General features: G+C 37.9%; 27 protein-coding genes and 2 pseudogenes. 5 read left to right on the top strand and 24 right to left on the bottom strand.

The features are described 5' to 3' along the window. Positions 1–50 precede the first annotated feature (50 nt). A complete protein-coding gene (locus AC075L_RS07560) occupies positions 51–710 on the top strand; it encodes a Crp/Fnr family transcriptional regulator (RefSeq protein ID WP_330380576.1) in 660 nt (219 codons plus the stop codon). Between the two features lie 120 nt (positions 711–830). Here AC075L_RS07560 and AC075L_RS07565 read toward each other — a convergent pair whose 3' ends face one another. The 19 genes and pseudogenes from AC075L_RS07565 to dinB form a co-directional block, all read right to left on the bottom strand. Next, the gene (locus AC075L_RS07565) at positions 831–2522 is read right to left on the bottom strand and encodes an FAD-dependent oxidoreductase (protein ID WP_062807491.1); all 1692 of its coding nucleotides are present in this window, start codon (positions 2520–2522) and stop codon (positions 831–833) included. Between the two features lies 1 nt (position 2523). Next, positions 2524–2844 carry a rhodanese-like domain-containing protein gene (locus AC075L_RS07570; protein ID WP_062807490.1) on the bottom strand — a complete coding sequence of 107 codons (321 nt, stop codon included), beginning with the start codon at positions 2842–2844 and terminating at the stop codon, positions 2524–2526. A gap of 12 nt (positions 2845–2856) precedes the next feature. Further along, the gene (gene trxA, locus AC075L_RS07575; RefSeq protein ID WP_005421612.1) at positions 2857–3162 is read right to left on the bottom strand and encodes a thioredoxin; all 306 of its coding nucleotides are present in this window, start codon (positions 3160–3162) and stop codon (positions 2857–2859) included. An 86-nt stretch (positions 3163–3248) separates the two neighbouring features. After that, positions 3249–3995, bottom strand: coding sequence for an SDR family NAD(P)-dependent oxidoreductase (locus tag AC075L_RS07580; protein ID WP_005421611.1), 747 nt, complete (start codon positions 3993–3995; stop codon positions 3249–3251). A 153-nt stretch (positions 3996–4148) separates the two neighbouring features. Then, on the bottom strand, positions 4149–4307 hold the full coding sequence (locus AC075L_RS07585; protein WP_081019007.1) for a rubredoxin: 159 nt from the start codon (positions 4305–4307) through the stop codon (positions 4149–4151). 33 nt (positions 4308–4340) lie between these two features. Then, positions 4341–5390, bottom strand: a complete 1050-nt coding sequence (locus AC075L_RS07590; protein ID WP_118409704.1) for a GGDEF domain-containing protein — start codon at positions 5388–5390, stop codon at positions 4341–4343. A 175-nt stretch (positions 5391–5565) separates the two neighbouring features. Next, on the bottom strand, positions 5566–6327 hold the full coding sequence (yaaA, locus tag AC075L_RS07595; protein ID WP_008708186.1) for a peroxide stress protein YaaA: 762 nt from the start codon (positions 6325–6327) through the stop codon (positions 5566–5568). Beyond that, a pseudogene (gene bcp / locus AC075L_RS07600) lies at positions 6327–6781 on the bottom strand (thioredoxin-dependent thiol peroxidase). The gene yaaA and the pseudogene bcp overlap by 1 nt, the downstream one beginning before the upstream one ends. A 3-nt stretch (positions 6782–6784) precedes the next feature. Further along, entirely contained in the window at positions 6785–6994 is a 210-nt protein-coding gene (locus tag AC075L_RS07605; RefSeq protein ID WP_008708189.1) for a DUF6219 family protein, read from the bottom strand. A gap of 179 nt (positions 6995–7173) precedes the next feature. Further along, entirely contained in the window at positions 7174–7602 is a 429-nt protein-coding gene (locus tag AC075L_RS07610; protein WP_008708191.1) for a hypothetical protein, read from the bottom strand. A 4-nt stretch (positions 7603–7606) separates the two neighbouring features. Beyond that, complete coding sequence (locus AC075L_RS07615) at positions 7607–7819, bottom strand: sporulation initiation factor Spo0A C-terminal domain-containing protein (RefSeq protein WP_008708193.1); 213 nt, start codon at positions 7817–7819, stop codon at positions 7607–7609. Positions 7820–8106: 287 nt separating this feature from the next. Next, on the bottom strand, positions 8107–8541 hold the full coding sequence (locus AC075L_RS07620) for a bacteriohemerythrin (protein ID WP_008708195.1): 435 nt from the start codon (positions 8539–8541) through the stop codon (positions 8107–8109). A 76-nt stretch (positions 8542–8617) separates the two neighbouring features. After that, a complete protein-coding gene (gene rd, locus AC075L_RS07625) occupies positions 8618–8782 on the bottom strand; it encodes a rubredoxin (protein WP_020993356.1) in 165 nt (54 codons plus the stop codon). Between the two features lie 287 nt (positions 8783–9069). Then, positions 9070–9433: pseudogene (locus AC075L_RS07630) on the bottom strand (hypothetical protein); the annotation flags it as partial. A gap of 9 nt (positions 9434–9442) precedes the next feature. Then, a complete protein-coding gene (locus AC075L_RS07635; RefSeq protein WP_476387483.1) occupies positions 9443–9718 on the bottom strand; it encodes a hypothetical protein in 276 nt (91 codons plus the stop codon). Between the two features lie 14 nt (positions 9719–9732). Next, complete coding sequence (locus AC075L_RS07640; protein WP_476387484.1) at positions 9733–10017, bottom strand: hypothetical protein; 285 nt, start codon at positions 10015–10017, stop codon at positions 9733–9735. A gap of 250 nt (positions 10018–10267) precedes the next feature. Continuing rightward, the gene (locus tag AC075L_RS07645) at positions 10268–10507 is read right to left on the bottom strand and encodes a hypothetical protein (protein ID WP_005344271.1); all 240 of its coding nucleotides are present in this window, start codon (positions 10505–10507) and stop codon (positions 10268–10270) included. A 12-nt stretch (positions 10508–10519) separates the two neighbouring features. Beyond that, positions 10520–10732: a LexA family protein gene (locus tag AC075L_RS07650; protein ID WP_023922630.1), complete on the bottom strand. Its 213-nt coding sequence runs from the start codon at positions 10730–10732 to the stop codon at positions 10520–10522. 14 nt (positions 10733–10746) lie between these two features. Continuing rightward, positions 10747–11994, bottom strand: coding sequence for a DNA polymerase IV (gene dinB / locus AC075L_RS07655; RefSeq protein ID WP_023922632.1), 1248 nt, complete (start codon positions 11992–11994; stop codon positions 10747–10749). A gap of 194 nt (positions 11995–12188) precedes the next feature. On the opposite strand from dinB, the gene AC075L_RS07660 reads away from it, so the two are divergent. Together AC075L_RS07660 and AC075L_RS07665 are read left to right on the top strand one after the other, a co-directional pair. Next, positions 12189–12920 (top strand): helix-turn-helix domain-containing protein, encoded by a 732-nt coding sequence (locus tag AC075L_RS07660; protein WP_012744271.1) that lies wholly within the window; start codon positions 12189–12191, stop codon positions 12918–12920. Positions 12921–12976: 56 nt separating this feature from the next. Beyond that, positions 12977–13177 (top strand): helix-turn-helix transcriptional regulator, encoded by a 201-nt coding sequence (locus tag AC075L_RS07665; RefSeq protein ID WP_005344265.1) that lies wholly within the window; start codon positions 12977–12979, stop codon positions 13175–13177. A 57-nt stretch (positions 13178–13234) separates the two neighbouring features. Here the strand turns inward: AC075L_RS07665 and AC075L_RS07670 are convergent, their stop codons facing one another. Further along, positions 13235–13624, bottom strand: a complete 390-nt coding sequence (locus AC075L_RS07670) for an MmcQ/YjbR family DNA-binding protein (protein WP_012744272.1) — start codon at positions 13622–13624, stop codon at positions 13235–13237. Between the two features lie 249 nt (positions 13625–13873). Between AC075L_RS07670 and AC075L_RS07675 the strand changes: the two genes are divergently transcribed. Continuing rightward, positions 13874–14197, top strand: a complete 324-nt coding sequence (locus AC075L_RS07675; protein ID WP_012744273.1) for a MobC family plasmid mobilization relaxosome protein — start codon at positions 13874–13876, stop codon at positions 14195–14197. After that, positions 14164–15543 carry a relaxase/mobilization nuclease domain-containing protein gene (locus tag AC075L_RS07680; protein WP_012744274.1) on the top strand — a complete coding sequence of 460 codons (1380 nt, stop codon included), beginning with the start codon at positions 14164–14166 and terminating at the stop codon, positions 15541–15543. The genes AC075L_RS07675 and AC075L_RS07680 overlap by 34 nt, the downstream gene beginning before the upstream one ends. 15 nt (positions 15544–15558) lie before the next feature. Here the strand turns inward: AC075L_RS07680 and AC075L_RS07685 are convergent, their stop codons facing one another. From AC075L_RS07685 to AC075L_RS07700, 4 genes are read right to left on the bottom strand one after another with little or no spacing between them, the layout of a single operon-like run. Next, positions 15559–16077, bottom strand: a complete 519-nt coding sequence (locus AC075L_RS07685) for a hypothetical protein (RefSeq protein WP_012744275.1) — start codon at positions 16075–16077, stop codon at positions 15559–15561. Positions 16078–16087: 10 nt separating this feature from the next. Further along, on the bottom strand, positions 16088–16546 hold the full coding sequence (locus AC075L_RS07690; RefSeq protein WP_015514506.1) for a YaiI/YqxD family protein: 459 nt from the start codon (positions 16544–16546) through the stop codon (positions 16088–16090). Positions 16547–16569: 23 nt separating this feature from the next. Beyond that, on the bottom strand, positions 16570–17154 hold the full coding sequence (locus AC075L_RS07695) for an SOS response-associated peptidase (protein ID WP_012744277.1): 585 nt from the start codon (positions 17152–17154) through the stop codon (positions 16570–16572). Positions 17155–17196: 42 nt separating this feature from the next. Then, positions 17197–17799 (bottom strand): hypothetical protein, encoded by a 603-nt coding sequence (locus AC075L_RS07700; RefSeq protein ID WP_012744278.1) that lies wholly within the window; start codon positions 17797–17799, stop codon positions 17197–17199. Between the last annotated feature and the right edge of the window lie 159 nt (positions 17800–17958).

Genomic DNA, 17958 nt, shown 5'->3' on the forward strand with positions numbered 1-17958 from the left:
ACGCATCTAAAAAAAGCAAGTATACTATGTTCGTAAAGGAGATAACGGTTATGAACTTCGAAAATTGTTTTCCACTATGGAATGACTTAAATACAACACAGAAAAAAATAATTTCAGACAATTTAATCACACAGTATGTAAAAAAAGGGACAATCATTCACAATGGAAACCTGGATTGCACTGGATTATTACTGGTTAAATCCGGGCAGCTTCGAACCTACATACTTTCAGATGAAGGACGAGAGATTACACTTTACCGTCTGTTCGATATGGATATGTGTCTTTTATCCGCCTCATGTATCATACGCTCCATTCAATTTGAAGTAACCATTGAAGCAGAAAAAGATACTGATCTTTGGATCATCCCTGCTGAAATCTATAAGGGCATTATGAAGGAATCTGCTCCCGTCGCAAACTATACCAATGAGTTAATAGCCACCCGTTTTTCTGATGTCATGTGGCTGATTGAACAAATCATGTGGAAGAGTTTGGATAAGCGTGTTGCTTCATTTCTTTTAGAAGAGACCTCTATCGAAGGAACAAACGAGCTGAAAATCACTCATGAGACGATTGCTAATCATCTTGGTTCCCACAGGGAAGTTATCACTCGAATGCTTCGATACTTTCAAGGCGAGGGTCTCGTCAAACTCTCCCGCGGCAAAATCACAATCCTTGATCTAAAAAGACTGGAAACACTCCAAAGGTCATAAAATCGTTTTTCTGTAACATATAAAGAAGAATCCTCCATTTATCAGAATTATGAAAGTCATTCTAATAAATGGGGGATCTTTTTATATTACGAGAAAATTATAAAAATATTATGATTATTTTTAATAATCCATACCACATGCATATGCCTTTTCAATCAGCGCACGGTCATTGACAACTGCATCATAGAAGCGAAATCCGCCGGAGAAGTTGTATGTTTCATACCCATTTCCTTCCAGAATACGACTGGCAATATAACTTCGCAGCCCACTCTGGCATATCAGGTAAACAGGCTTTCCCTTCTCGATTTCATTGATACGTTCCCTTAGTTCATCTACAGGAATGTTTTTGAATCCATCCATATGCCCCCTGTTAAATTCACCTACAGTTCTCACATCCAGCAACACAACACTTTTATCTCTAGAAATCTTATCCATATCTTCCAGATGCCATTGTTTTAAGGTACCTTTTGCTATATTGTCTATCATGAATCCTGCCATATTTACAGGATCCTTGGCAGAGGAATAAGGCGGTGCATATGCGAGATCCAAATCCTTCAGCTGGGTTGCCTTCAGACCTGCATGAATTACTGTTGCCAGCACATCAATACGTTTATCAACTCCTTCATATCCAATAATCTGAGCGCCAAGCAAACGATAGGTCTCTTTTTCAAAAACCACCTTCATGGTCATCACTTTTCCACCAGGATAGTAACCGGCATGACTCATAGGAGAAAGAATTACTGTATCTACCTCTAATCCTGACTTTTTGGCATTGGTTTCATTGATACCTGTAGTGGCTGCTGTCATATCAAACACTTTTATAACGGAGCTTCCCTGACTGCCCAGGTAACGACTATCACCGCCACAAATATTATCAGCGATGATTCTGCCCTGTTTATTGGCTGGTCCTGCCAAAGAAATCAGCGCATCATTACCCGTAACATAATGTTTTACCTGAACTGCATCACCTGCAGCATAAATATCCGGTACAGAGGTTTCCATTCTGTCATTCACTACAATACTTTCCTTGATGCCAAGTTCCAGACCGGCTTCTTTTGCTAATACTGTGTCTGGTGTGACTCCGATTGCCAGAACTACCATATCAGCCTGAAGGGATGGATTATCTTTCAACAGGACCTCCACTCCGTTGTCTTTTTCTTTAAATCCTTCTACCGTATAGCCCAGTACCAGTTTTATCCCATGCTTTCTCATTTCATTATGGATCATGGATGCCATATCCGGGTCAAAAGGGTTCATCAGCTGCTTAGGCCGCTGGACAATCGTAACATCCATGCCAAGCTCCCTCAAATTTTCTGCCAGTTCCAGACCAATAAAACCGCCACCTGCCAATACAGCCGATTTTGGATGATTCTTATTTATATATTCCTTTATCCGAAAAGTGTCTTCTACAGTACGAAGTGTAAAAAGTTTATCAATACCTACTCCGGGAAGTCTCGGCTGTGTTGGCTTTGCACCTGGAGAGAGGATCAGCTTATCATATTTTTCTTCAAATATATCACCATTCTCTAAATTTTTCACTGAAACCGTTTTACGTTCCGGATGTATGGAGATAACTTCATGATGAATTTTCATGTTAATACGGAAGCGTTTAAAAAAACTCTCTGGTGTCTGTAGTGTAAGTTCTTCCGGGTCTGTGATCACGTCTCCAATATAATATGGAAGTCCACAATTTGCATAGGATATGTATCCGGATCTTTCGAACACAGTAATTTCAGCATGCTCATTCAGTCTGCGTATTCTTGCTGCGGCTGTAGCTCCTCCGGCTACACCTCCTACAATTATTACCTTCATCTTATTTTTCCACCTTTCCTGAGTAAGCTGTAATGCCACCGATATTATTTACTTTAGAATATCCCATTCGTTGCAGTATCCCAGTTGCCTGGCGGCTTCGTGAACCGGAATAACAGTATACAAACAGTGGGATATCCTTATTCTTCGCTACAGAAGCAATATTGTCAAGTTGCTGCAACGGCACATTTTTACTTTCTGGTATATGTCCTTCCTGATATTCCTGCGGTGTACGTACATCCAGCAGAACTGCATCACCAGTCCTTTTATATTCTTCTATGCCTTGATTAATATTCGACTGTTTAAAGAGATCAAAAAATCCCATTAGCACACCTCCCTAAAGCATTTCTAAAATCGCATTCTTAGGTCTCGCCCCTGAAACCTGCTGTACAATCTTCCCATTCTTCATAACCACTAAAGTCGGAATGCTCATAATACTGAACTTATTTGCCAGTTCAGGCTCTTCATCTACATTAATCTTTCCAACTTTAATATCTCTACGCTCACTTGCAATCTCCTCTACAATAGGTACTACCATGCGGCAAGGCGCACACCAAGATGCCCAAAAATCTAAAAGAACGGGTTTATCTGAATTCAGTACTTCGTTCTGAAAATTATTTTTATTGATATTAATAGCAGACATTTTACAGTCCTCCTTATCTTTTTGTAGATTTATTATAGTCTTAATTTCATTTATTTTCCGTGATTACATCACCATACCTCATTAACTTAACTTCTTGCCATACCATCTACACTTAATATAACACCTGTAATGTAACTCGCCTCATCTGAAGCAAGAAACACAAACGCATTGGCAATATCTTCTGGCTGTCCAAGACGACGCAATGGAATTCTTTCAATCATAGGTTCGATAACTTCCTTTGGCACGGCCTTCATCATATCAGTTTCTGTAATCCCAGGTGCAACAGCATTAACACGAATACCTTTAGGTCCTAGTTCTCTTGCTAATGATACAGTCAATCCGTTTACTGCAAACTTCGATGCCGGATAAGCAAACCCACTTGGCTGTCCCGAAATACTCACCATGGAAGAAGTTGAGAGAATGACCCCCTTGCCTCTTGCCACCATACATTCTGCTGCTACACGAGTAGTATTAAATACTCCTTTTACATTTAGATCCATGACTTTATCAAAAGTCTCCTCTGTATAATCCATAAATGAGGTGTTTTCTGAAATCCCTGCATTATTTACCAGTATGTCGACACATCCATATTTTTCAGTTGCCTCTTTAAAAGCCTTTCTGACAGACTCCATGCTTGCCAGATTTGGACTAATTCCAGCAACTATTGCATTGGGATATTTTTCTTTTAACTTATCTACAGCAACATCTGCCGATTCCTGTGAACTTGCTGCCAACACAACTGAAGCACCTTCCTTCAAGAATTTATCAGCTGTAGCAAATCCTATACCACGGCTTCCACCCGTAATGATTGCAACTTTATCTTTTAATCTCATTTAGACTACCTCCTTACTTTGTTTGTAGTTACATTATAAGCAAAAGGTAAATCATTTTCTGTGATATCATCACAAACTATCGCAATAAAAAACCCTGTTGCTCACACGCACCAGGGTTTTTGTTTATCTATCCGTATTTAAATAATCAGAATTTTATTCAACTTCTGAAAACTGATCTTTTCCAACATTACATAATGGGCATTCAAAATCTTTTGGAACGTCCTCCCACTTTGTTCCTGGTGCAATACCACCTTCAGGATAACCTTCCTCTTCATCATATTCCCATCCGCAAACGTCACATACATCGATTATATTTAAGAAGATTCATCTACTCTGAGCTGAGTGCTAACTATATTTCTTACATAACTGTTTATTCTTATACATATAAGCATCTGCATCATCCAATAACATCTGCATTGTACACGCCATATCATCGGAGGATAATGCCCATCCGCATGCATAGTCGATTGGTAATTGATTTTCACAACTATTTAATCTCTCTTTTTCTCTTGACAATGATTTTAATATCTCCTTAATTTCCGCCTCGCTCGTATGATAAATAACTGCTATAAACTCATCTCCGCCATATCTTCCAACAAAATCCTTTTCTGGAATGACACTGCACAAGAGCTTTGCGAAATTCAATATCAACTGATCTCCTGCGGAATGTCCCATTGTATCATTTACAGTTTTTAGATTATTTAAATCAAACATTATGCATGCTGTAGAATCTGTAATTATATCTTTTTTATTAAGTAGCTCATTACAGGCATTTTTATTTGGCAGTCCAGTATGGGCATCTACGAATGCTTTTTGTTCCAGCAGTCTGTTTTGCATTGCCATCTGCATTGCCTTTAGAGTCTGCATAATAACCAATATCACCAGACTCAACATATCAAGTGCCGACAAAAGCTCTATGGTACGAATCTTTACAGCGATTTTTTCTGAATAACTTTCTGCGGCAGAGACAGTTTCATCTGCCATCGTAAAATATATTTCACTCATATTAACAATGTCTGTATTTTCGTATCCCTTGTTTCTTACTGCTTCAATTTCTGTTTTTAATTTATCCCAGTAATCACTCTGGATTTGCAGTTTTTCCTGATACTCTTCGTCATTGAGTTTTACCAGGTCATAATGTCCATCCTGATATCTCAATCCAAGAAGAATATCATCCAAATATTTAATTAATTCGTCATTTTGGTTTCCTGTAATTTCTAATTTTATTTCGCGCTGCGTAGCTCCACGTACCAGACCGGCATAATTTATTACGCGTGCTGTTCCCTGCAGCCTACTAATCTGAATCATCATAAAAATAATAAGAACTACCAATATCAATATAAGGAAACTCTGTATAATACCTATTAAATTTTTACTTTTCTTGTTTGTCTTCATTTCATAATTTATCTCTAATCTTAAATAATATTCATTTCAATAACTATGCTATTCATTTACTTTCTCTATATTTTGGACAAATACCTTTAAATATAATATCATAATCGTTATGGTAATGATTTTTTAAGAAAAATCGAATTACTTTATTAAAAAAATACCCATAACAAGTATCTTTTTAACAAGATGTTATCTCTGTTTTCCGTTCAAAAACATATTCTGCATCTGATGATAAATCAGAGCGGAATGAATAGCCTAGTCTATCAAATTTCTTAATATCCTCAGGATTTTCAATTCTGTTTTCAGCCATGAACCTAACCATTTCACCACGGGCCATCTTAGCATATGTACCTTTTGTCACCAGTTTATCTCCTGATAACTCACAAAATGTAATCGTAATGTATCTATCCTGTCGTGTCAGATATTTTTCTATGCACTTAGAGTATTCTTTCGATGCCAGATTGATTATAATCCTGCTGTTATCAATCACTGAGCGGTATAATAAATCTCCCCAGTACTCATACAGATTTTTTGTTTCTCCTATTCCAACCTTCGCCTGCATTTCCAAACGATAAGGCGTCACACCATCCCTTGGTTTTAACACACCATAAAATGCAGATATTATTCTCAAATGATTTTGTACATACTCGAACTGACTGTCCTCAAACACAGATGGAGCCATATATTGAAAAGCAATTCCTTCATATGATAAGACAGCTGGGGTAAGTAAATGATAAAGATCCATGTTTTCCAATCTATTGAAGTTCTGTTCTGTAATTTTGTCATTACATTTCCAAATAGTCTTCAGTTCTTCTTTTGACTTACTTTTCAACCAACTTTGTATCTCTGTCGTCTTTTCAATAAATTCAGGCAATCCATCCGGCGCTATGCTGTCAGTATCTGTAATCATCTTTTTAGCAGGGGATAATATTATCTTCATTAATCTAATTCCTTGAGCATATTTTCAGGATCATCTGCAGCCTTGACTTTATCATTTGCCTTTATAATAATCCCCTGTTCATCAATAAGATATGTGGTTCTTACTACTCCCATAGAGACTTTGCCATAATTTTTCTTTTCTTTCCAGACATCATATGCTTCAATAACTTTACGCTCCGGATCTGCTAATAGCGTAAATGCCAGTCCGTATTTTTCTTCAAATCTCTTGTGAGACGCTACAGAGTCCTTGCTTACTCCGAGAATAACAGCTCCCTTCTCAGTAAACTGTGGATAACGCTCAGAAAAGCCACATGCCTGCTTCGTACATCCTGGCGTATTATCCTTTGGATAAAAATATAAGATCACTTTTTTCCTGCATAATCGCTTAATTTATGCACTTCTCCGTTCTGATCCGGCAATTCAAAATCCGGTGCTTTTATTCCTAACTCTAACATTTACTATTCCTCCGCTTTTGTATTTTTCACCTGTTTTCTTGTTCTTTTATTACCCGAAATCATTTTATGACCAGAATAGACTGCCATAATCATGCATATCAGAGAGCCAAATGCAAAGTATTTGTGTGCTGCTTTTAACCCTTTATATCCTGTATAAAAAGTTCCAATCATTGTGATCAATGCTCCTACTGACCAATATTTATGTGCTTTCATGTAATTCCTCCATTTTTTCAGTGTATTCAATTCTAATTATACGCTACCATATTCCTATGTCAATTTGATAATAGAGCATTCCTATAAAATTTTTCAAAATATCATTGTCAAAACTATGTATTGTTATCCTTTAATTTTTCTTTGAAATAATTGACAAAAAGCTTGCTTTCAGGAGATTACTATTTAATCTCTTTTCCATCTATATATAGTTGAAATTTATCAGGATTATTGACAATATCATAGTCCTTTCCGTATTCTACAGGTCTATATTCGGCTGTCATTACCGATTCCCCGTCTTCAATATCCTCTTTCCATAAATAGATGTGCATATCAATGCTCGTCGCATATCCTCTGTCTGTGGAGAATTTTGTCGAATGAAAAGAATCATCCTTGTACATCTGCAAAAGTTTTCTTGCAAACGCTTCTCTATCCTCAATATCTTCCCTATTTGCGACCACGGTTATATTTTCATCCCGATTTACAGAAAAAGTTCCAACTACATCTGGTTCGCCTTCTTTATGACTGGATTCAAATTTCCCATAAATACTTCCTGCAGCAATTATCAAGATTGCTGTTCCTGAAATTACTGCAATTATCTTTTTCTTCATATTTTTAATTTCCTTTTAATTTTTTTACTGCGTAATTGATTACTTCTTCCGGTATGGGCCTGTCTCCTTTAAGTGTCATTTTCTTCCATTCTTCCTGCACAGCCGGGTCAGGATTATCAAATCCTGCATCTATGGCTATCTGCATTTCTCTGCGTACTTCTTCTGGTGTTGTGTTATACTTTTCTGCAATCTTCTCATATATAGTTTTCTCTCTCATTCATTTTCCTCCGATATATAAGTGGAATTATATCTTGTTCTATAGAATCAATTTAGCATATTTCTGTTGGCATGAAAAGAGACTTTACAACTTAAAATTGGATAAAAAGGACAAAAAAAGAAGAGCTACTTGCTCTTCCCATATAGTAGTAGTAAAATAATATGTCATGCCAGCGCAATATATTACCTAGAATATCGCTATAACAGGAAAGGGGCTGCATTGTGACAGCCCCTAGTTTACTTCATCACGTTGTCTACATTCTGAATGAACTCGTTCCCTGGTTTATTTTAGCATCGGTCTGGATTTTGTTTCATAAAGATAAATTTTGCCACAGAGCGGTCATATGTTTTAATGTGTCCAAACAGCCAGTCGATTACATTTTTCTGTACAAGTTCACTGAACCGATCTGTCGGTCCTTCATACTCCTGAAGGTATTCATACAGTTCCTGAATTGTCTTTCTAAACTCTTCATGTTTTTCATAATGTTTTTCACGCTCTGGATAACCGGATTTTTCCTGAAGCTTTTCCTCTTCTTTAAAATGAAAGTCAGTATATTCATCCAGATAATCCAGCATTTTGATTGCTTTTACTTTGCTGTCGCCATTTTGACAGGCAGTTACAAAGTTCTGGATACGGTCGATCAATTCTTTATGCTGGGTATCAATTGTTTCATTTCCTGTTACTAAATTGTCATCAAAGGTAATGTTTAAATCGTAAGTCATAATTTGACCTCCATTTCTTTTATATGTTCTCTTAGGATCTTTTAATGTCTGGCAGTTTCGTACCTGCATTTTCTGCTTAGTCTTCTACAGGAACGAAAACATCTTTTCCTAATCCGCAGATTGGGCATGTCCAGTCATCTGGAATATCCTCAAATGCAGTTTCTGGATCGATACCAGCGTCTGGATCTCCTACTGCCGGATCATAAATATATCCACATGGTTCACATTCATATTTTATCATAGTCATTTTCCCTTTTCAATGTCGATTTATTTTTGTTACCAAGTTCCTAGCAATTTTTCTAACACTTTGTTTCTTGTATATCTGTATTATACATGATAATTATTCTCTTGTCAATAATAGTAATTATTATTATTATTGTACTTAGCATAAACTGATATTTGAATTGCAAATTTACATATTGTATATATCATGGGAATAGTTGAATAAAAAAATGAACTCTATTCATCAAAGACAAAGTTGCTGGAGAGTTTTTTCCCTCCAACAACTTTCTTCATCTTTAAGTCCATTGAAACACAATACTGTCCAATCAGACTTCATCCAACTATTATATTTATTCTTTTCACACACCTTTCGGCAAATTTCATTTTCCATCAGTACACAGAACATCTTATCATAATCAAATGCCCAAACAGCACCATTCACATGGTTTTCCACTGCTTTCTGATCTATGCTTTTCAAGCGTGTGACCATTTTCTCAATTTCTCCATTTCCCAAGTTACCGATATTTTTGCAGATAAACCGAAAGAAATTCAACGTTGCATATTCGTCATGCCAATGGAACTCTTCTGGATTGTTTTTTATTTTACTGGCTCGCTGCTGTTCTTTGATTATCTGAGCAGCTACACCTTTCATCGAATCTTCGTATCTCATATTACTCACCTACTCTTCCTCTACGCCCAGTGACGGTTTAAATCTTTTATCCTTTGCCTGCGGTACCACGATCTCATAAAAATAAAATCCTAAATATCCAAGGGCCTGCTTCTTCATCTTATAAAAAGAAGTCCTGCCTATTCCCAGTTCCTGCTGCACTTCCACATCTGTCTTATTGTAATGACTGCAAAAGCAGGAATGAAGAATTTCACTGAGTGTCACACCATTGGGAGCATAAAATTTCACCAGTGTCATTCCCCGATAGATCATGTCCGACAAGTCCATAAATAATCATCAGGTTATTCATCTCCCGGTGCATCTTTGGCACGTTCAGCTGATTGATTATAAATGCTCAGGTAGCTTAACGCATATGCCATATCTTCATTGATCTTCTCCTGGCACTCCATATCCAGTTCTTCCAATACGACCTGATTTTCCAAAATCAGCTTCTGGTAACTTGTCATCAGTTCTTTAATATCAGTATAATGTCTTTCGATTGTAACTTCCAGATAATCCTGTGCATGGCTTGCCATCTGGAAGGTAATCTCTTTCATTGATTTAATTGCATAATCTCTGTCTGTCATCAGTTTCAAAATCTCCTTATCATCATCACACTAACTGGCGGTCTTTCAGACCAGTTCGCTTTCCCCATGATTTTGATGGGAAGCAATTACTTACTACAATTTGCAGAAGCGGATATCCAAAAGGCATTGTGGGAGTTGCCTTTGCTGACCGGAATCCATCTTCTTATGTAAAACCTGCAGGAATATAAAGGGAAAGTGACTATCCCTGCCGGTTAATAATCCAAATAATATCGTCTATACCTATCTCTCCTTATGCTGTTTTTCTCTCCATAAACCATTTATCCACTTCGTAAAACAAATGGCTTTCCTGTCCCTGTATCATACAGGTGTACATCATTCCTACACCGCCTGCCTTTCTGCTGGCGCATCGCTCGATTTTCAAAATTCTGTCAATGCTATACTTTCTTCCATCCTCCCATGTAAAAAATATGGGAACCAGCTGTCCGTCTTTCCGAAACTCTGCCACTACATCTACATATACTTTGTTCATGCCGACACCTCACTATAAAATCTCGATTGCTCTTGGCGATGCCGGAATCCTTCGGATATATCCGTTTTGCTCCAACTGCTTGATTCTGGAAAAAGCAGATGATGTTGATTTCACCCCGATCAACTCTCCAAATTCCCGAACTGTCGGCGGATATCCATGCTCCTTCGTATAATTCAAAATACACTGATAACTTTCTTCCTGTTTTCTGGTTAATGCTTTTTTCAAATCTATCCCTCCAATTACCCATGAAAATAACTGTGTGGATGGACCGTGTGCGTACCAGCGTCTAAGTGGGATAAGACTTTATCCTGGTACATTGCCGCTCGCTGTATACTGAAATATCCAAACCGTCGTCTTATCTCATCTACAGTACGATCCAGCTTCTCTAACTTTTCTTTTTTCTCCTGATTTCCAAATAAATCCAACTGCACGGGAATATCATCTAACACAAGATCCGCAGCTCGGATTCCCAGGCTTCTAATGGGATGTTCCCATTTGTAATTATCTTTAAATAGCTGAAATGCTGCAGTTACAATCTCATTTGTAATATTCGTTGGCTGTCGTAAATGTATCTGTCTGGAAAAACTATACAATCCATTATCTCGAACTGTAATTTCTACTGTTTTGCATTTAAATCCATGTTTCCGCAATCGTGCAGCTACACTTTCTGCCAATGCTATTTGAATGATCCAAACATCCAGATCATTTTCCAGATCTCTCGGTGTTGTGGTGCTATTACCTATCGACTTTACTGGAGCTTCATACCCTTCCTTGCAAACCGGATCTTCATCCCAGCCATTTGCGAAAGCCCATAATACATTTCCTATTTTTCCAAAATGGCTCTCTAACAACTTTTCGTCTGATTCCGCAAGTTGCCCGATTGTCCGGATTCCAAGTTTTTGCAATTTCTTATTTGTCTGTCTTCCGACATAAAGCAAATCTGACGCAGGAAGCTGCCATATCCTGTCTTTATAATTTTCTCGATTAAACTCTGTGATTGCATCCGGCTTTTTGTAATCTGAACCAAGTTTCGCATAAATCTTATTCCAGGAAATTCCAATACTCACTGTTACTCCAAGTTCGTATTTAATCCGATGGCTGATTTCTCTCGCAATCGTCATTCCGCTTCCTTTCAGATTTCCACTATCTGATACATCCAGCCAGGCTTCATCAATTCCATATGGCTCAATTTTATCTGTATACTCTGAATAGATTTCCCTTGCCATTTGAGAAAATCGCAAATATAAATCCATCCGTGGTGGTACAAAAATAATTTCCGGGCAAACCTGTTTCGCCTGCCATAATGCCATTCCGGTTTTTACTCCTTTTTTCTTGGCAATATAATTTGCTGTCAGCACAATTCCATGCCGGGCTTCCGGATCACCACCGACTGCCAGAGGCATTCCAGCAAATTCCGGATGATGTAGCATTTCTACACTGGCATAAAAACAGTTCATATCACTATGCAGGATCACACGCTCACTCAAACTTTTCACCTCCCAGCTGCTTCCTTCAACATAATGTCTTATCAATTTCTGTATGTTTAGTATATATCGACATTTCGGAGATAGTCAAGTAACATCTTGGTTGTATTTTCTCCATTTCGGAGATTATTGTTGATTTTATTTCTAACATACGGTATAATGCATATAGAAAATTCAAATAGAAATGAGGCGAACAAATGCGTGATTTCGGGGAAATATTAGCAGAAAATAGAAAAAAGAAAGGATACTCTCAATCAGATCTGGTAAACCTGCTTTCTCAGGAAGGTATTCAGGTCACTACAAAAGCACTCTCCAAATGGGAGAACAATGCACGAGAACCCGCTTTACATGTTTTCCTGACACTTTGCCAGTTACTTGATATCGAAGATATATATGAATCCTTCTTTGGAGAAAATCCATATAACATTATGAGTGGATTGAATGAAGAAGGCAGAAATAAATTGATTGAATTTGCTGATATTTTGAAAGCTTCTAAAAAGTTTTCTCCACTGTCTGCAAAGATTATCCCATTCCATCATCCTGTAGAAATTACCTGGGAACCAGTTTCTGCTGGTACTGGAAATTACCTGGAAGATTCTGTAAAAGAAACCTATGACGTAGGACATCTTGCTCCTGAGCAGACTGACTTTGGTGTGCGGATCTCTGGTGATAGTATGGAGCCACTTTATCATACAGACGATGTTGCATGGATTCAGAAAAAAGATTCTCTTGCTAATGGTGAAATTGGAATCTTCTATCTCAACGGCAATACTTACATCAAGGAATTACACGATGAGCCAGATGGTGTTTATCTGATCTCTTTAAATCAAAAATATCGTCCTATCCAAGTTTTGGAATCTGACTCTTTTAAGATTTTTGGAAAAGTAATCGGGAAATGCAAAGGTGCAGAAATTCCAGGATTTCATTAGATTTCAACAGCAGGTTCATGATCCTACTGATAACAATAAGCAAAGGAAGTGATTGAATGGCAATCAATAATACATTAAAAGATATTCGTGAAGAACGGAATCTCATTCAAGCAGATTTGGCTGAAGCCATAGGTTCCTGCAGCCAGACGATAGGCCGCATCGAACGTGGAGAACGAAATCCCTCTCTTGAGATTGCAATCCGGCTGGCACATTACCTGAAAGTGCCTGTAGAAGATATTTTTCAAGTTGAAGACTGAAGCACAACAGCCAGAAAACCGAGGAGTAAAATCCCCGGTTTTCCTTTTGCTCAAAAATCACTGTAATCCACTTACATTTTCTTCTTTTCTGCCTGCTCCGTCAATCAGGTCATAGCTCATATCCAAAAAGTCCAGTGTCTTAGCCTCACTGACAGAACCATCCAGTAAAATCGTGATCCAGTGCTGCTTATTCATATGGTATCCAGGTAAAAATCCATAAGTCTGAATAATCATATTCGTCATGTCCGGATCACACTTTACGTCCATGATATCAACCGGATCTTTTCCTTCTAATCCCAGTTTCGATTTTTCAACCGTCATGACCACAGCATACCATTTTCCATTCTTATGTCGTAGCACAGCATTATCTGGTGATTGTGCCCATAAATACTCCGGCACCGTACCATACTGTTTCTTCACATATTCAAAAATTTCTTCTTTCTTCACAGTTTATTCAACTCCTGATTCTTCTGATATCCTGCCCATAATCATACCATATTTTCAGTTCCCGTACTACCTGCCAAATTCTTTTGCATTTTCCCGGTTCTCCTGACTTTAACTAATAGAGGGGTAAAACAGCAAGGACAGGAAGTGAGGATACACTTCCGGAAAATCCCAATTTAGGGTACCCTGCCCTGAATTGAAAAACGCTGAAAGCAACGATACTACTGCCCTCTCAGAAAGGAGAAACTGCTAATGGCTGAAAGAAAAAGAAACAAAGAAATTCATTTTTATGTCACAGAAGAAGAACGAAAGCTAATCCGCAGGAAGATGATAGAATCAAAAACCAAGAACATGGGAGCTTATCTGCGTAAGATGGCAATCGACGGCTACATCGTCAACACAGATACAACTCCTCTGAAGAAACAGTATGAGGAAATGCACAAGATTGGCATAAATATCAACCAGATTGCAAAAAAGGTAAATACCACCGGAGATCTATATCCGGAAGAAATGCAAGAATTGAAAGAGATGGTGAAAGAACTATGGCATATATTAAGATCTTCCCCATTAAAGTAACAGACAAGAAAGCTCTGGACTATATCACGAATCCAGACAAGACTGATGAAAAACTGCTGGTTTCCAGTTTTGGCTGTTCCCCGGAAACTGCTGATCTCGAATTTTCCATGACTAGAGAAATGGCAAAAAAGAATGGAATGGACAAAGGTAATAACCTGGCATTTCATCTGATCCAGTCATTTAAACCTGGAGAAGTTGATGCCGAAACTGCCCATCGCTTAGGACAGCAATTTGCAGCCGAAGTACTGAAAGGAAAATATGAATACGTGATCAGTACCCATGTTGATAAAAAGCACATTCATAACCATATCATCTTCAACGCTGCAAGCTTTGTTGATCATCACAAGTATGTTTCCAATAAGCGGAGCTACCATAAACTCTGCAGAATCAGTAATCGTATCTGCCTGGAAAATGGACTTGCCACCAGTATGCCAACCGGAGAAAAAGGAAAAAGCTATAAAGAGAACATGGAATATCATCGTGGCACCAGTTGGAAAGCCAAGCTACGTGTTGCAGTTGATAAAGCAATCTGGACTTCCATCAACTATGAGGAATTTCTACAAAAAATGCAGTTAGCTGGATATGAAGTCCGGCAGGGAAAGCATCTTTCTTTCCGTGCACCGGAACAAAAAAATTTCACTTATATGAAATCTCTGGGAAGTTATTATACGGAAGAAAACGTCCGCATCCACTTAGCTAAAAATCGTAGCAAAGTGAAAACTCCAAAACATCTGTCCAGAGAAGCTCGCCTGTATATCAATATCTCCACGTATGTAACGACTGGCAATCGAGAAGGATTTGAACATTGGGCAAAACTCAATAATCTAAAAGAGGCAGCCCGCACCTTCAACTATCTTTCAGAAAATAACCTACTGAATTATGAGGATTTCAGGCAGCATGTTTCTGATGTTGATGCTTCTGTTAAAGCGGCTGATCAGAGAATAGCACACATCACCAGTGAGCTAAGCACGCAGAAAGTCATTCAGAAACACTGTGATTCTTACCGGCTCTGCCGTAAAGTGATAGAAGATTGCAAATCTGCAAAAAATCCAAAAGAATACCGTTCCAAGCATCTGGCAGAATACCAACTCCACGATTCACTAAAAAAAGAGCTTCAGGATCTCGGTGTTACCAAAATCCCTAGCTCTGAAAAAATCCAGAAGCGGATTGAAAATCTTGAATCTGAACAAGCTGCTACCGTCCGGGAAAAACAGAAATTACAGAAAAAGCAGAAAACACTGGATATCATTCAGCAAAATTTCTCTGTGCTGCTCGATGCTCCTGAAATCAATTCAGACTTACTTCCGGCAAAACGGGAACCTGTTTCTGTCACAAGAGATAAATAAGATTGCACTGACAACTCAATTATTCTCTTCCAAATCTTCCCAAGGTTTCAGACCCATTTCCTCCCAGGTGACACCATACGGTGCACCTCCGGAGGTATAACCGGCAATAACGAAAAATCTGTCATCTTGCAAGATTTCTTCTTTAGCCAGATTATCTCTTGTTTCTTGTTTCCGTCTTGCTCGCCTCTGCTGCTTCTTTTGTTTCGCAACAGCTGCTTTTTCTTCCGGCGTTTTCTTATGTTTTTTTGCCATAAGTGTTTCTATTATAATTCCATTCTGAATGTCTCTCAGGATACGTTCTTCATAACTCTTTTCACGCTTTTCAACAATTTTATAAAATTCTTCATATTCCGTTTTAGGAGCAAGCGATTGAACTGCCGTAAACAAACTTTTGCATATATCATTCATTTCAGTAGCATCCGGCATTCGCTGATTCTCAAGATAAAACTTCAAGTGCATTTTGTATGTTTTATCTGCTATTGCACTCTTCTGTTTTTGTTTTAAGTCTTTATAGCTTCTGTCGTTCCTCTGCATCTACAATTCCTCATCTGCCTTCTTTCTCCCGTGCCATCAAAAGCATTTTTTCAAAAGACTGAGCGAATCTTTCATCATCTTCCTCCGTCCGCTTCTTCGGTCCCTTGACATGACATTTACGGGAACTTCTTCTGGCTTTTTTACTCAGGTGACGTTCCATTAGCATCTGATCAATATTATCATCCGTGTACCATTTACCTGATTGATGAATAGCATAAGCACCTTTTCCCAATGCCATTGCAGCCACACCATAGTCCTGTGATACGACAATATCTCCTTTATGGCAGATACTAATCAGTTTATAATCTACTGCATCTGCTCCTGCACCGACAACAACAACTTTACTATAAGTCGATGACAGAACATGGTTTGTATCACACAACAACATTACCGGAACACTATTATCTTTTGCAATCTTTTCAATGATCGCAACCACTGGGCAGGCATCTGCATCAACAAATATTTGCATCTTTCTATTTCTCCTCTGAACCATTATAAGAATAAGCTCTGCTGTTCGTATTCTGCCTCTCGTTTTAGCTGAACCGGTACCTGATGCAGAATTTGCTCCATTTTCCTGTCATCGAACCAATCTTTCAGCTGTCCTTTTTCCAATATCAGCGGCATACGATCATGTACTTTTATCATAGATTCATTGGCTGCTGTAGTCATAATCACAAATCGTCGTTCATTCTCAAACCAATCACAGAAGCCAGCCATATACAATACTGGTGCATCATATCTGGAAAATGTATTTTTCTCTTTTAACCGATTCCATTCATAGAACCCACTTGCCGGTATCAAAATGCGGTGATAGAGGATTCCATTTCGAAAAGAAGGTTTATCCATAACAGATTCTGCTCTTGCATTTATAACCAGATTCTTTCCTTGTGACAATGGATATCCCCACTTGCAAACATCCAGTTTCAATCCATGTTCTGATTTTTCAATGATCGGTGCTACATTGGTTGGAAAGATATCTCCTGCAAAATGTTCCTGCCGGATCCGTTGGTCTATATCATGCACTACTTTTTCGATTTCATCTGCCATATCAGAATCAATATAATATCTACCACACATAATACTTCCTTCACTTATAGATTCTATTTCATCAAATATACATCATTTATTTCTAGGCACTTTAAACTCAGTTAATTTATAATTTTGAATCCACCCCATACATTCTTCACCATCTTCATTCTCCCAAATTATCTGTCGCCACTTTTTATATTTATCTATAATTCTAACAACTTTCCCTTCCTCAAGCTTTTCAATTACAATCGAATGGCAGTCATGCTTCAGTCGTACAATAGATTCTCTATTAACGATTCTATATTTAGTCGTATTTAGCTCCTTCGCATCATATCCCATTCCAACGATGTAATAATTATTGACTTGTTGTGTATAATTGTAATTATTTATCGTTGTTGCTGAAGAATTCGTAACTCCCAAAACAACTGATATAATCGTAATAATAAAGTTCAGCCATTCTCGTATTTCTTTAACATCTATCGTTCGTTTTTCTTCTATTGGCAAATTCTGCTTCTCTTTATTTATCGAAAGATTCGTTGCTCTTTCATATTCCGATGCAATAGTTTCTGACACCGTATCAATATCCCATTCTTCGGATTCTGAGAAAACTTGATCGGTAACTCTTCCCAATAAATTTATATGAGGCTTCTGGCATAATGGTGGAAGCCTAACACCATAAATTAACAACACCATATTGAAAAAACACTTGTGTCCTTTAATGTATTAACTGCGAAGAAAAACACAAAAGGAGTATTCACAAGTGGCTTCAGTTAATACATTATGCAAAAGTGTCCTTAATGTCAAGAACACAGTTATAAAAAATTGTAATCTTTACTCTGATAAGAATGGAGT

Source organism: Blautia sp. ZXY-1-B12 (assembly GCF_056339915.1).

What these genes read in the sequence shown, in the direction of transcription:
- AC075L_RS07560 (WP_330380576.1), top strand. Translation starts at nt 51, where the DNA reads ATGAACTTCGAAAATTGTTTTCCACTATGGAATGACTTAAATACAACA.
- AC075L_RS07565 (WP_062807491.1), bottom strand. Translation starts at nt 2,522, where the DNA reads ATGAAGGTAATAATTGTAGGAGGTGTAGCCGGAGGAGCTACAGCCGCA.
- AC075L_RS07570 (WP_062807490.1), bottom strand. Translation starts at nt 2,844, where the DNA reads ATGGGATTTTTTGATCTCTTTAAACAGTCGAATATTAATCAAGGCATA.
- trxA (WP_005421612.1), bottom strand. Translation starts at nt 3,162, where the DNA reads ATGTCTGCTATTAATATCAATAAAAATAATTTTCAGAACGAAGTACTG.
- AC075L_RS07580 (WP_005421611.1), bottom strand. Translation starts at nt 3,995, where the DNA reads ATGAGATTAAAAGATAAAGTTGCAATCATTACGGGTGGAAGCCGTGGT.
- AC075L_RS07590 (WP_118409704.1), bottom strand. Translation starts at nt 5,390, where the DNA reads ATGAAGACAAACAAGAAAAGTAAAAATTTAATAGGTATTATACAGAGT.
- yaaA (WP_008708186.1), bottom strand. Translation starts at nt 6,327, where the DNA reads ATGAAGATAATATTATCCCCTGCTAAAAAGATGATTACAGATACTGAC.
- AC075L_RS07605 (WP_008708189.1), bottom strand. Translation starts at nt 6,994, where the DNA reads ATGAAAGCACATAAATATTGGTCAGTAGGAGCATTGATCACAATGATT.
- AC075L_RS07610 (WP_008708191.1), bottom strand. Translation starts at nt 7,602, where the DNA reads ATGAAGAAAAAGATAATTGCAGTAATTTCAGGAACAGCAATCTTGATA.
- AC075L_RS07615 (WP_008708193.1), bottom strand. Translation starts at nt 7,819, where the DNA reads ATGAGAGAGAAAACTATATATGAGAAGATTGCAGAAAAGTATAACACA.
- AC075L_RS07620 (WP_008708195.1), bottom strand. Translation starts at nt 8,541, where the DNA reads ATGACTTACGATTTAAACATTACCTTTGATGACAATTTAGTAACAGGA.
- rd (WP_020993356.1), bottom strand. Translation starts at nt 8,782, where the DNA reads ATGATAAAATATGAATGTGAACCATGTGGATATATTTATGATCCGGCA.
- AC075L_RS07635 (WP_476387483.1), bottom strand. Translation starts at nt 9,718, where the DNA reads ATGGACTTGTCGGACATGATCTATCGGGGAATGACACTGGTGAAATTT.
- AC075L_RS07640 (WP_476387484.1), bottom strand. Translation starts at nt 10,017, where the DNA reads ATGACAGACAGAGATTATGCAATTAAATCAATGAAAGAGATTACCTTC.
- AC075L_RS07645 (WP_005344271.1), bottom strand. Translation starts at nt 10,507, where the DNA reads ATGAACAAAGTATATGTAGATGTAGTGGCAGAGTTTCGGAAAGACGGA.
- AC075L_RS07660 (WP_012744271.1), top strand. Translation starts at nt 12,189, where the DNA reads ATGCGTGATTTCGGGGAAATATTAGCAGAAAATAGAAAAAAGAAAGGA.
- AC075L_RS07665 (WP_005344265.1), top strand. Translation starts at nt 12,977, where the DNA reads ATGGCAATCAATAATACATTAAAAGATATTCGTGAAGAACGGAATCTC.
- AC075L_RS07675 (WP_012744273.1), top strand. Translation starts at nt 13,874, where the DNA reads ATGGCTGAAAGAAAAAGAAACAAAGAAATTCATTTTTATGTCACAGAA.
- AC075L_RS07680 (WP_012744274.1), top strand. Translation starts at nt 14,164, where the DNA reads ATGGCATATATTAAGATCTTCCCCATTAAAGTAACAGACAAGAAAGCT.
- AC075L_RS07685 (WP_012744275.1), bottom strand. Translation starts at nt 16,077, where the DNA reads ATGCAGAGGAACGACAGAAGCTATAAAGACTTAAAACAAAAACAGAAG.
- AC075L_RS07690 (WP_015514506.1), bottom strand. Translation starts at nt 16,546, where the DNA reads ATGCAAATATTTGTTGATGCAGATGCCTGCCCAGTGGTTGCGATCATT.
- AC075L_RS07695 (WP_012744277.1), bottom strand. Translation starts at nt 17,154, where the DNA reads ATGTGTGGTAGATATTATATTGATTCTGATATGGCAGATGAAATCGAA.
- AC075L_RS07700 (WP_012744278.1), bottom strand. Translation starts at nt 17,799, where the DNA reads ATGGTGTTGTTAATTTATGGTGTTAGGCTTCCACCATTATGCCAGAAG.